The 11646-nt window shown below is 71.0% G+C and carries 11 protein-coding genes; 7 read left to right on the plus strand and 4 right to left on the minus strand.

The annotated features are described in order from the left end of the window. The first annotated feature begins 41 nt into the window (after positions 1 to 41). From AAG827_RS06060 to AAG827_RS06075, 4 genes are read left to right on the plus strand one after another with little or no spacing between them, the layout of a single operon-like run. Complete coding sequence (locus tag AAG827_RS06060; protein ID WP_341924958.1) at positions 42 to 2558, plus strand: DNA topoisomerase IV subunit A; 2517 nt, start codon at positions 42 to 44, stop codon at positions 2556 to 2558. A gap of 4 nt (positions 2559 to 2562) precedes the next feature. Continuing rightward, positions 2563 to 3264 carry an LppX_LprAFG lipoprotein gene (locus AAG827_RS06065; RefSeq protein ID WP_341924959.1) on the plus strand — a complete coding sequence of 234 codons (702 nt, stop codon included), beginning with the start codon at positions 2563 to 2565 and terminating at the stop codon, positions 3262 to 3264. Further along, positions 3261 to 5066 carry an MFS transporter gene (locus tag AAG827_RS06070; RefSeq protein WP_341924961.1) on the plus strand — a complete coding sequence of 602 codons (1806 nt, stop codon included), beginning with the start codon at positions 3261 to 3263 and terminating at the stop codon, positions 5064 to 5066. The genes AAG827_RS06065 and AAG827_RS06070 overlap by 4 nt, the downstream gene beginning before the upstream one ends. Positions 5067 to 5122: 56 nt before the next feature. After that, positions 5123 to 5629 carry a carbonic anhydrase gene (locus AAG827_RS06075; RefSeq protein ID WP_341924970.1) on the plus strand — a complete coding sequence of 169 codons (507 nt, stop codon included), beginning with the start codon at positions 5123 to 5125 and terminating at the stop codon, positions 5627 to 5629. Positions 5630 to 5642: 13 nt separating this feature from the next. On the opposite strand, the gene AAG827_RS06080 is transcribed toward AAG827_RS06075, so the two are convergent. After that, complete coding sequence (locus tag AAG827_RS06080; RefSeq protein ID WP_341924962.1) at positions 5643 to 6377, minus strand: zinc-dependent metalloprotease family protein; 735 nt, start codon at positions 6375 to 6377, stop codon at positions 5643 to 5645. 82 nt (positions 6378 to 6459) lie between these two features. Continuing rightward, complete coding sequence (locus AAG827_RS06085) at positions 6460 to 8523, minus strand: DNA topoisomerase IV subunit B (RefSeq protein ID WP_341924971.1); 2064 nt, start codon at positions 8521 to 8523, stop codon at positions 6460 to 6462. A gap of 411 nt (positions 8524 to 8934) precedes the next feature. Between AAG827_RS06085 and AAG827_RS06090 the strand changes: the two genes are divergently transcribed. The 3 genes from AAG827_RS06090 to AAG827_RS06100 all read left to right on the plus strand — a co-directional run bounded on the left by AAG827_RS06090 (position 8935) and on the right by AAG827_RS06100 (position 10574). Continuing rightward, a complete protein-coding gene (locus tag AAG827_RS06090; protein ID WP_341924963.1) occupies positions 8935 to 9147 on the plus strand; it encodes a hypothetical protein in 213 nt (70 codons plus the stop codon). 105 nt (positions 9148 to 9252) lie between these two features. Next, positions 9253 to 9729 carry a DUF456 domain-containing protein gene (locus AAG827_RS06095; RefSeq protein ID WP_341924964.1) on the plus strand — a complete coding sequence of 159 codons (477 nt, stop codon included), beginning with the start codon at positions 9253 to 9255 and terminating at the stop codon, positions 9727 to 9729. Positions 9730 to 9743: 14 nt separating this feature from the next. After that, positions 9744 to 10574, plus strand: coding sequence for an EamA family transporter (locus AAG827_RS06100; RefSeq protein ID WP_341924966.1), 831 nt, complete (start codon positions 9744 to 9746; stop codon positions 10572 to 10574). A gap of 18 nt (positions 10575 to 10592) precedes the next feature. On the opposite strand, the gene AAG827_RS06105 is transcribed toward AAG827_RS06100, so the two are convergent. Both AAG827_RS06105 and AAG827_RS06110 read right to left on the minus strand, forming a co-directional pair. Next, the gene (locus tag AAG827_RS06105) at positions 10593 to 11192 is read right to left on the minus strand and encodes a hypothetical protein (RefSeq protein WP_341924967.1); all 600 of its coding nucleotides are present in this window, start codon (positions 11190 to 11192) and stop codon (positions 10593 to 10595) included. 293 nt (positions 11193 to 11485) lie between these two features. Further along, on the minus strand, positions 11486 to 11638 hold the full coding sequence (locus AAG827_RS06110; protein WP_341924972.1) for an L-histidine N(alpha)-methyltransferase: 153 nt from the start codon (positions 11636 to 11638) through the stop codon (positions 11486 to 11488). Between the last annotated feature and the right edge of the window lie 8 nt (positions 11639 to 11646).

Genomic DNA, 11646 nt, shown 5'->3' on the forward strand with positions numbered 1-11646 from the left:
CCACCGTCGGGTGAACAGGCGCCGCAGGGAAGAATGCGGGCATGGCAAGGCGTAGGACCGACCAACCCCTCCCCGACGACTTCGAGGAGCACATCATCGACACCGATGTCGGTGACGAGATGCGCTCGTCGTTCCTGGAGTACGCCTACTCCGTCATCTACTCCCGGGCGCTGCCCGACGCCCGCGACGGCCTCAAGCCGGTCCAGCGCCGCATCCTCTACACGATGAACGACATGGGCCTGCGGCCCGACCGCGGGCACGTGAAGAGCGCCCGGGTGGTCGGCGAGGTCATGGGTCGGCTGCACCCGCACGGCGACGGCGCGATCTACGACGCCCTGGTGCGGATGACCCAGCCCTTCTCCCTGCGGCTCCCGACCGTCGACGGCCACGGCAACTTCGGCTCGCCCGACGACTCCCCCGCCGCCATGCGCTACACCGAGTGCCGCATGGCGCCCTCGGCGGTGGCGATGACGGCCTCGATCGACGAGGACACCGTCGACTTCAAGCCCAACTACGACAGCCGCGAGCTCGAGCCGTCGGTGCTGCCGGCCGCCATCCCCCACCTGGTCGTCAACGGCACCACCGGCATCGCGGTCGGCATGGCCACCAACTGCGCCCCCCACAACCTGGTCGAGGTCGTGCAGGCGCTGCGTCACCTGATCAGCCACCCGAAAGCCACCGTCGACGACCTGATGCGCTTCATCCCCGGCCCCGACCTGCCCACCGGCGGCAAGATCGTCGGCCTCGACGGCATCCGCGACGCCTACGAGACCGGGCGCGGCAGCTTCAAGATGCGCGCCACCGCCCGGGTCGAGACGATCGGGCGCCGCAAGGCGATCGTGGTCACCGAGCTGCCCTACACCGTCGGCACCGAGAAGGTCGTCGAGCGCATCAAGGTCCTGGTCCAGGGCAAGAAGCTCCAGGGCATCGCCGACGTCAAGAACCTCCAGGACCTCGACAACCCGCTGCGCCTGGTCATCGAGGTTAAGAACGGCTTCGTGCCCGAGGCCATCCTCGAGGAGCTCTACCGCCTCACGCCGATGGAGGACTCCTTCGGCATCAACGCCGTCGCCCTCGTCGACGGTCAGCCGCGCACCCTCGGGCTGCGCGAGATGCTCCAGGTCTTCCTCGACCACCGCTACGACGTCGTGCGCCGGCGCTCGCAGTTCCGTCGCACCAAGAAGGCCGAGCGCCTGCACCTCGTCGAGGGCCTGCTGATCGCCCTGCTCGACATCGACGAGGTCATCCAGGTGATCCGCACCAGCGACGACACCGCCGCCGCGCGCCAGCGGTTGATGGAGGTCTTCGACCTGTCGCTGGCCCAGACCGACTACATCCTCGAGATGCAGCTGCGCCGCCTCACCCGTTTCAGCCGCATCGAGCTGGAGAAGGAGCAGCAGGAGCTGCGTCGCGAGATCGAGGAGCTCGACGCCATCCTCGGCGACGACAAGCTGCTGCGGAAGGTCGTCGGGGACGAGCTCACCGACGTCGCCAAGACCTACGGCACCCCTCGTCGTACGGTCCTGCTCGGCGCAGCCGCGCCGATCGCCGCCGCGGCGTCCATCGAGATGACCGACGACCCGTGCTTCGCGATGCTCTCCTCCAGCGGGCTCCTGGCCCGCACCCGCACCGACGAGCCCTTCGGGATCGGCGGCGACCGCACCAACCACGACGTCGTCGTGTCCGCGGTCCGCACGACCGCCCGCGGCGAGATCGGCGTCCTCACCTCCGCGGGCCGGCTGCTGCGCGTCGACATGCTCGAGATCACCGCGGTGCTGCCGCCCTCGGCCAACGACCCCAACCTCAACGGCGGGCTCCAGGTCAGCGAGGTCCTGACCCTCGAGAAGGACGAGAGACCCCTGGCGCTGTGCACGCTCACCGCCGACGGTCCCGGTCTCGCGCTCGGCACCCGTGCCGGCACCGTCAAGCGGGTCAACCCCGAGGTCCTCAACCGCGACGAGTGGGAGGTGATCAGGCTCGACGACGGCGACCAGGTCGTCGGTGCCGTCCAGCTCACCACCGGTGACGAGACCCTGTGCTTCATCACCACCGACGCCCAGCTGCTCCACTTCGGCGCCGACGGCGTGCGGCCCCAGGGTCGCTCCGGTGGTGGCATGAACGGCATCCGGGTCACCGCCGGCGAGTCCGTCGCGTGGTTCGGCGTCGTCGACCCCGAGGGCTCGGTCGTCGTCACCGCCTCGGGCTCCTCGACCGCCCTGCCCGGCACGGAGCCGGGCGCGGTCAAGGTGACCCCCTTCAGCGAGTACCCGCCCAAGGGGCGCGCCACCGGAGGCGTCCGCTGCCACCGCTTCCTCAAGGGCGAGGACGCGCTGGTCTTCGCCTGGGCCGGCAGCGCCCCCGCCCGGGCGGCCGCCGCCAGCGGAGCCCCGATCGACCTGCCGGAGGCCAACGGACGACGGGACGGCTCGGGAGTCCCCGGCTCGCAGGCGATCGTGGCCTGCGCCGGCCCGGTGGCCGCGAGGTTCGGTGGGCCCGACGAGGGGCCCGACGAGGGGCCTGACGTGCCGCTGACCCTGCCCATCGATATGGAAGGCTGACCGCATGCGCGCCCGCCTCGCTCCTCTCGCCCTCACCGCCGCCCTGCTCGTCGCCGCCTCGGGCTGCAGCGGCGGCGACGAGTCCTCCGCGGCGTCGGCCCAGACGCCCCAGGAGGTCCTGGCCCTGGCCAAGACCACCCTCGACGAGACCAGCGGTCTCCAGCTCACCTTGTCGACCGACGACCTGCCCGACGGCGTCACCGGCATCCTCGAGGCCTCCGGCGTCGGCACCAGTGCCCCGGCCTTCGAGGGCTCGATCACGGTCTCGCTCTCCGGCCAGGCCTTCGAGGTGCCGGTCGTCGCGGTCGACGGCCTCGTCTACGCGCAGCTGCCGCTGACCTCCGGCTACCAGGAGGTCGACCCCGGCGAGTACGGCGCCCCCGACCCGGCCGGTCTGGTGAGTCCCGACCAGGGGTTCTCCTCGCTGCTGCCCGAGACCACGGGCATCGAGGAGGGCGACTCGGTCCGCGGCGGTGCCAACAACGACGAGATCCTCACCTCCTACACCGGGACCGTGGCCGGCTCGGTCGTCGAGAACATCATCCCGGGCGCCTCGGGCGACTTCGACGCCACCTACACGATCACCGAGGACGGCGAGCTGCGCGAGGCCGTGCTCACCGGCCAGTTCTACGCCGGCGAGGACTCCATGACCTACACGGTCGGCTTCGACGACTACGGCACCCAGAAGGACATCACCGCTCCGTGAGCGGTGGAGCCCCGGTGGGCGCGCTGAGGTCGTCGCCGCGGCTGCTGCTGGGCCTGGCCTCGGTCGCAGTGGCGTTCGCCGCCGCCGACACCTACGTCGTCGTCCTGGCGCTGCCCGAGATGCTCGGGGGCGTCGGTGAGTCCACCGAGGAGCTCCAGCGCGCCGCCCCGATCATCTCGGGCTTCCTGCTGGGCTACGTCGCGATGCTGCCCCTGATCGGACGCATCGCCGATCTGCGCGGCCGCGTCCCGGTCCTCGTCGCCGCTCTCGTGGTGTTCGCGCTCGGATCACTGGTGACGAGCCTGGCCTACGACCTGCCCACGATGGTGTCGGGGCGCTTCCTCCAGGGCGTCGGCGGGGGCGGGCTCGTGCCCGCCACGCTGGCCCTCGTCGCCGACCTCTACCCCGCCGACCGCCGCGGCATCCCGCTCGGGATCGTCTCCGCGGTCCAGGAGCTCGGCAGCGTCATCGGTCCCCTCTTCGGGGCCGTCGTGCTCGCCGTCGCCGACTGGCGGGCCATCTTCCTGATCAACGTGGCGGTCGGGCTGGTGCTGGCCGCGGCGATCTCGACCCTGCGGTTTGGTCACCAACCGCAAGGATCCGACCCTCCCGGACGCGGATTGGTCACCAACCGCGGGCGTCGCGACGTCCTGGGCGGCCTCCTGCTGCTGGTGGCGCTCGTTGCAGGTGGTCTGGTGTTCGTGCGGCCGCCCTTCCTGCTCCAGGACATCACGTGGGGCCAGGTCTTCATCCCGTTCGCCGGTGACGGCCGCTGGCTGACCCCGGTCGGGGCGCTCAGCATGGTCGCGGGCCTGCTCTTCGTCGTGCGCTGCTTCACCGCCCGGCGACCGGTCGTCGACGGCAGGGGCTGGGTCCGCAGCATGCGCGACGCCGACCTCGTCGGCGCCCTGTTCCTCGCGGTGGCCCTGGGCGGGGTGATCCTGGCCTTCGCCACCGCCGACCCCAAGATCCAGCTGTTCGCCGACCAGGGCTACTACTACCTCGCCGGGTCGGCGATCGCGGCGCTGGCCCTCGTCATCCACCTGCGCCGCGCCGAGGCGCCGCTGATCCCGGCCGGGGCACTGCGCGCCACGCCGGCCTGGGGCGCCATCGTCGTGAGCTTCTTCGTCGGCGCCGCCCTGATCGCCGCCCTCATCGACATCCCCCTCTTCGCCCGCACGACGATCTACCGCGACTCGCAGCTCAGCGCGGCCCTGGTGCTGGTCCGCTTCCTGATCGCGCTGCCGGTCGGGGCGGTCGTGGGTGGCTACCTCACCCGCCGCGTCGGCGCCGGCGTCATCACGGCCGCCGGCATGCTCATGGCTGCCGTGGGCTTCGTCCTGATGGCCCAGTGGGACATCACCAGCCTCGAGCACCTGCACTCCGACCTGACGCTGGTCCTGTGCGGCTTCGGCTTCGGCCTCGCGCTCGCCCCCGTCAACGCCGCGATCCTGGTCAGCACCGACGACGCGGTGCACGGCCTCGCGAGCGCCATGGTCGTCGTCGCGCGGATGGTGGGGATGCTGATCGGCATCTCGGCGCTGACCGCGATCGGCCTGCGCCGCTACTACTCCTACCTCGAGGACAACCCGCTGCCCTCCGCCAAGGAGGTCTGTGACGGCAAGAGCCGCTGCACGGAGTTCAGCGACCTGCTGGCCGGCGCCGGGATCCCTCAGGAGCACGCGGTCTTCGCCGGCGCCGCCGTCTGTGCCGTCCTGGCCGCCGTCGCCGCCCTCGTGCTCTTCCGCGGGGCAGCCACACGCAGCGTGGACGCCGCCCGGCTGCTGCGCTCCGCAGGGTGACCAACACCACCGTCCAGCCCACCGGCACCCCTCCCCGAGCGGCCGGCATCTCGGCTATGTTCGCGCTCGTGACCGACTTCGAGGACCTGCTGGCAGCCAACCGCGACTTCGCCGCCGACTTCACCCTCAGCGGCTTCGACGGCGTCGCCCATGCCGGGGTCGCGATCGTGACCTGCATGGACTCGCGCATCGACCCGCTCGGCATGGTGGGCCTCAAGCCCGGCGACGCCAAGATCTTCCGCAACCCCGGGGGCCGCGTGACGCCCCAGGCGCTCGAGGCCCTGGTGCTCGCCACCCACCTCCTCGGCGTGAAGCGGATCCTCGTGGTCCCCCACACCCGGTGCGCCATGGCGTCCAACACCGAGGACGAGCTGCGCCACAAGATCTCGGAATCTGCCGGCCAGGACGCGTCGTGGCAGTCCTTCGGGGTCGTCACCGACCAGCGAGCCGCCCTCGCCGACGACCTCGCCAAGATCCACGCGCATCCGCTGATCCCGGACACCACCGCGGTCGCCGGCTTCGTCTACGACGTCGACACGGGCCTGCTCGAGCAGCTCGCCTGACCCTGACCTCGCCTCAGCCGGCGTAGCGCTGCGCGTGCCCGCGCACCATCAGCCCGTTGAGGGACGAGAAACGCAGGGCATCGAGATCGATCGCCGGACCCATCAGTGACATCACCGCGGGGTCGCTCGCGAGCAGGCCCTCCGCACTCGCGTAGTGGTGGTGCCCGCCGAGCAGGTGCCCGATCTCGTGCGCCATCACCTTGCCGGTGCCCTCGCTGGTCGTGGGGATGGTGACGCGGCCGATCTCCCCCACCGCGAAGGCCGTGCGCGCCCTGCGGACGCCGCCGATGCAGTCGGCCTGCCCGATCAGCTGTCCGCCGGTCGGCCCGGTGCTGGTGATGTCCTTGCTGGTCATCGTGTAGACGACGTCGACCCCCGCCGGCCGCTTCCCGCCATAGACGGCCTTGGACTGCTCGATCAGCCGTTGCACGTCGACCCCGGTGAGGTCCACGACGTCGTACGACGCCGCGACCGCGATGCCGAGCGGGCGGTAGGCCCGGCGCATCGAGGCCACGCCCTGCTCGGCGTGGTCGCGGGTGACCCCGTCGAGCAGGACCCGCACGTCGAGCCGCACCGGCACGCTGGTCACCGCGACCGCGTGCGGGCTGAGCTGGGTGCACGTAGCGAGCCCACCGTCGATGTCGGGGACCACGACCGGGTCGGCGCCCGAGGGCGACGAGCCGACGAGCAGGGCGCCCGCGCAGGCCACGCCCAAGGCGAGCAGGAGGGAGTGCAGTCGACGCCGCATCGCGTTGTCCTTCGCTAGAGCCCGAGATCTTCCACCGGCTCAACGGTGCGCAGGCGCCACGGTTACGACGCCGCAACTCACCTCACGCGTCGAGCGACTCCACGTCGACCTCGTAGGCACCCTGCACGATGAACTCCTTGCGCGGCGCGACGTCGGAGCCCATGAGCAGCTCGAAGACCTGGGAGGCGACGTCGGCGTCGTCGACGGTGATGCGGCGCAGCGTGCGGTGTCGGGGGTCCATGGTCGTCTCGGCCAGCTGCGAGGCGTCCATCTCGCCCAGCCCCTTGTAGCGCTGGACCGGGTCCTTCCACTTGGTGTTCTTCTTCTTCAGCTCGGCGAGCTTGCGCTGCAGCTCGTCGTCGGAATAGGTGTAGACGTACTTGTCCTGGCCCTTCTTGGGCGCCGAGATCTCGATGCGGTGCAGCGGCGGGACGGCGGAGTAGACCCGCCCCTCGGCGATCAGCTCGGGCATGTACTTGAAGAAGAGCGTCGCCAGCAGGCACCGGATGTGGGCGCCGTCGGAGTCGGCGTCGGCCATGAAGATGATCCGGCCGTAGCGGCGCGCCTCGAGCTCGAAGGTGCGCCCGGACCCGGCCCCGACCACCTGGATGATCGAGGCGCACTCGGCGTTCTTGAGCATGTCGCCCACCGAGGCCTTCTGCACGTTGAGGATCTTGCCGCGGATCGGCAGCAGCGCCTGGAACTCCGAGTTGCGTGCCAGCTTGGCGGTGCCGAGCGCGGAGTCGCCCTCGACGATGAAGAGCTCGGTGCGGTCGTTGTCGTTGGCGCGGCAGTCGGCCAGCTTGGCGGGCAGCGCCGAGGACTCCAGGGCGTTCTTGCGACGCTGGGTCTCCTTGTGCTGACGCGCGGCCAGGCGGGTCTTGGAGGCCCCCACCACCTTCTCCATGAGCAGCTTGGCCTGCGCCTTCTCGTGCCGCTTCGTGGAGGTGAGGAACTCCTTGAGCTCCGCCGCCACCACCTTGCGTACGACGGAGCGCGCGGCCGGGGTGCCCAGGATCTCCTTGGTCTGGCCCTCGAACTGCGGCTCGGCCAGGCGCACGGTGACGACCGCGGTCAGGCCCTCGAGCACGTCGTCCTTGATCACGTCGTCGTCGTTGACCTTCAGCGCCTTGGTCGCCCGCATGGCGTCGTTGAAGGTCTTGGTCAGCGCCGCCTCGAAGCCGCTGACGTGGGTGCCGCCCTTGGGGGTCGCGATGACGTTGACGAAGCTCTTGACCTCGGTGTCGTAGCCCATGCCCCAGCGCGCCGCGATGTCGACGTGGAGCTCGCGCTCGACGTCCTGCGGGGTCATGTGACCCTGCGCGTCGAGCATCGGCACGGTCTCGGTGAAGGTGTCGCTGCCCTGCAGCCGCAGCACGTCGGTGACCGGCTCGTCGTGGGCGAGGAAGTCGACGAACTCCGCGATGCCGCCGTCGTGGCGGAACTTCTCCTCGACCGGGTCGGGACCGCGCAGGTCACGGATGACCAGCTCCAGCCCGGGCACGATGAAGGACGTCTGCCGGGCCCGGCCCAGGAGGCCCTCGAGCTCGAAGCGCGCGTCCTTGGTGAAGATCTGCCGGTCCGGCCAGAAGCGGATCAGCGTGCCCGTCCTGCCCTTGGCGACCCGCTTGCCCTTGCGGGTCAGCCCGGACTGCGGCGCGAAGCCGGCGCGCGGTCCCTCCCCGTCGAAGACGCCGGGGACCCCGCGCTGGAAGCTCAGGCCCTGCTGGCTGGGGCTGCGGTCGACGTCGATGTCCATGCGCGAGGAGAGCGCGTTGACGACCGAGAGGCCCACGCCGTGCAGGCCACCGGTGGCGACGTAGGACCCGCCACCGAACTTGCCACCCGCGTGCAGCTTGGTCGCCACGACCTCGACGCCCGGGAGCCCGGTCTTGGGCTCCTTGTCGGTCGGGATGCCGCGACCGTCGTCGTGCACCTCGACCGAGTCGTCGGCGTGCAGCGTCACCTCCACGCGGTGCGCCTCACCGGCGAGCGCCTCGTCGACGCCGTTGTCGATGATCTCCCACAGGCAGTGCATGAGCCCGCGGGTGTCGGTCGAGCCGATGTACATCCCGGGTCGCTTGCGGACCGCCTCCAGGCCCTCGAGCACGAGGAGGTGGGCTGCGTTGTAGGTGTTGTCGGCGATCGTGGGGCTCCTGCGTCGGTGCGTGGGTGGGGCGGTGTGCAGGCTCCGAATCTACCGGCGACACGCCGTACGCCGGTGAAGGCACGCTCGCAGGAGCCGCCCTACGGTGAGGACACCACCGCAGCACCTGCTCCACCCGCCGAGGACGTCACGAAGTGGACACGATCTCGGCGACTTTCCTTCGATCGGCCGCCCGGGAGCCGATAGGAGGTCAGACTCACAGCTACAGGCAACACCAGCTCCCCACCGGTCTGGACAGATGACCGTCCGCGGCATGATCTCCGGCAGGGAGGGAAGAACTCCCCGTGAACAGATCGACGTGGTCTACGACACGTGGGGCGGGGGCACCATCCGGAATGTTGGGCCCCCTCGCTACGTTGACTAGGACACCACCCAAGAAATGAGGCCGACGTGACAACTGTTGTTGCCCCTAGTGCTCCTCTGACCGCTGAGGACCGCTGCGACCGTTGCGGTGCGCAGGCCTACCTGCGTGTCCAGCTCCAAGCAGGCGCCGAGCTCCTGTTCTGTGCCCACCACGCGCGTGAGCACGGCGACAAGCTCAAGGAGGTCGCCGTCAAGGTGATCGACGAGACGCACAAGCTCACCAACACGTCGGCAACGTAGCCGGACGCGAGCGCTGACCACGCCACCCACCGACATCTCGATGGCCCCCGACGCGAGTCCGGGGCCATCGGTCATTTCCGGGCAGCGCGTGACAAGGTGTGCGCCGTGAGCCTCACCGAAGTCCTCGTCGCCGTGGCCCTCGCGGTCGGCCTGGCCGGCATCCTGGTGCCCCTGCTGCCGGGCTCCGCGCTGATCTTCGCCGCGATCCTCGTCTGGGCCCTCACCGTCGGCAGCGCGGGCGGCTGGGCGGTGCTCGCGCTCGCGACGGTGCTGCTGCTGGTCGGCACGGTCGTGAAGTACGCCGTCCCCGGCAAGCGCCTCAAGGACGCCGGGATCCCCGCCTCGACCCAGTGGATCGGGGCTGCGGTGGGGATCGTCGGCTTCTTCCTCGTCCCGGTCGTCGGCATCGTCCTCGGCTTCGTGCTCGGCGTCTACCTCGCCGAGCACCGCCGTGTGGGCTCCGCCCAGGCCTGGCCCTCGACCAAGCACGCCCTGCGGGCGGTGGGGTTGAGCATCCTCATCGAGCTCACCGCGGGGCTGCTGGCGACGCTCGCCTGGGTCGTCGGCGTCGTCGCCACCTGAGCGGGACCCTGACGATGGCGATCCTCTTCTCCCTGCTGGCGGCGGCCAGCTACGGGCTCTCCGACTTCGTCGGCGGCCTGGTCTCCCAGCGGGTGACGCCCTGGGCGATCGCCCTGGTCTCCCAGGTCGGGGGCGCCGCCCTCTTCCTCGTCGGCTCCCTCATCGTCGACGGCACCGTCACGGCCGACACGTGGCGCTGGTCGGCCCTGGCCGGGCTCGGCAACGGCATCGGCACGGCATTCCTCTACCGCGGGCTCTCGACCGGGCGGATGGGCGTCGTGGCGCCGGTCTCCGGGGTGGGCGCCGCGCTGGTCTCGGTCGTCGCCGGTCTCCTGCTCGGCGAGCGTCCCGGCGCGGTGGTCTGGCTGGGCATCGTCGCGGCGATCCCGGCGATCTGGCTGGTGGCGCGGGTGCCGACCGGGGCCGACGGGCCGACCAGGAGCGGGCTGGGTGACGCCGTCCTCGCCGGGCTCGGCTTCGGCACCCTCTTCGCGGCGCTGGCCCAGGTGCCGGAGTCCGCGGGGCTGCTCCCCCTGGCGGTCAACCAGCTGATCGGTGCCGTGGTCGTCGTGGGCGTCGCCCAGGCGCTGCGCGAGGCCTGGCTCCCCCGACGTCCCGTGGCCCTGGTCGGGCTGCTGTGCGGGGGCCTCGGCGCCACGGGGACCGGCCTGTTCCTCCTGGCCACGCGCGAGGGACTTCTCACCGTGTCGGCGGTCATCACCTCGCTCTACCCGGCGTTCACCGTGGTGCTCGCCGCGGGCCTCCTGCGCGAGCAGGTGCACCGGGCCCAGGCCGCCGGTCTGGGCCTCTGCGCGGTCGCCGTCGTGCTGGTCGCCGTCGGCTGAGCCGGCCCGGAGACCGCCTCAGCCCGCGGCGACGTACGACGTGAACGAGCGCGGGTTGCCCAGCCAGTCGGTGACCGGGTGGGAGCCGTCGTAGAGGTCGACCATCTTGACCGCGACGCGCACCTTGGCGGGGTCGCCGAGACATTCGCGCGAGACGCGCACGATCGCGACGTCGTCAGCCCACTTGAGGCGCAGGCTCGCCGGGCAGCTGAGCCGGTCGCCCGACTGGGCCCAGCCCGACGTCTTGGTCACCTGGTAGTCGGTGCCCTCCTGCAGGCCGGTGTCGAAGCGGAGCTCCGGGCCCTTGCGACCGGGCCGGCTGTCGAAGAAGACCGTCATCCCCGACGGTCCGGCGTCGGAGGTCCGCACCAGGTCGGTGAAGCGGACCTTGGTGATCACCTGCTCGGGGCCGTGGTTGACCGTGACGCGCCGGATGTCGGTCAGCGAGGCGGTCGCGTCCGCCGGGTCCGTGGCGCTCGTGGACTCGGCCGAGGCGGGCGCCGCGACACCGGCCAGCCCGACGGTCAGGGCCACGGCAGCAGCGGCCGTGAAGGGTCGGGCGAGGGGCCGGGCAAGGGGTCGGGCGAGGGATCGGGCAAGGCGGGGGGTGTGCGACATCGTCAGCTCCAGGGGTGAGGGTGCTCGTGCCCAGGTAGATGCGAGCGAGCCCCGGAAGGTTGCACCGGGTGCCCGGTCGATCTCCACGATGCACCCTCACGAGCGGAAATGACAGTGGCCCGGACCCGCGACTGCGGACCCGGACCACCGGTGTGAAACGTCCAAGACGAACAGCATCGGACCTGGACGTCCTGGCTCCACTGGGACCACCTGCGACTGGTGAGCTTCACCCGTGATTCAGCGTGATCCTGCTGGGAAGGCCTCCACCAGGCTAAAAAACGCCTCCCCAGATCTCAAGTCGGCCGCGACAGCGACAGGGCGAAGTCACCCGCCGGGTCGGTCCACCAGTGGGTCAGCTCCAACCCGGCAGCCGCGAGCTCGGCCGTCACACCCTCGCGACGGAACTTCGCGGAGATCTCGGTGCGGATCTCCTCCCCACGCGCCAGCTCGACCT

This window comes from Nocardioides psychrotolerans (assembly GCF_943371775.1).
Taxonomy (GTDB): domain Bacteria; phylum Actinomycetota; class Actinomycetes; order Propionibacteriales; family Nocardioidaceae; genus Nocardioides; species Nocardioides psychrotolerans_A.

Excerpts from the sequence above, each read along its gene's own strand:
- AAG827_RS06060 (WP_341924958.1), top strand. The coding sequence starts at position 42 with ATGGCAAGGCGTAGGACCGACCAACCCCTCCCCGACGACTTCGAGGAG.
- AAG827_RS06065 (WP_341924959.1), top strand. The coding sequence starts at position 2,563 with ATGCGCGCCCGCCTCGCTCCTCTCGCCCTCACCGCCGCCCTGCTCGTC.
- AAG827_RS06075 (WP_341924970.1), top strand. The coding sequence starts at position 5,123 with ATGTTCGCGCTCGTGACCGACTTCGAGGACCTGCTGGCAGCCAACCGC.
- AAG827_RS06080 (WP_341924962.1), bottom strand. The coding sequence starts at position 6,377 with ATGCGGCGTCGACTGCACTCCCTCCTGCTCGCCTTGGGCGTGGCCTGC.
- AAG827_RS06100 (WP_341924966.1), top strand. The coding sequence starts at position 9,744 with ATGGCGATCCTCTTCTCCCTGCTGGCGGCGGCCAGCTACGGGCTCTCC.
- AAG827_RS06105 (WP_341924967.1), bottom strand. The coding sequence starts at position 11,192 with ATGTCGCACACCCCCCGCCTTGCCCGATCCCTCGCCCGACCCCTTGCC.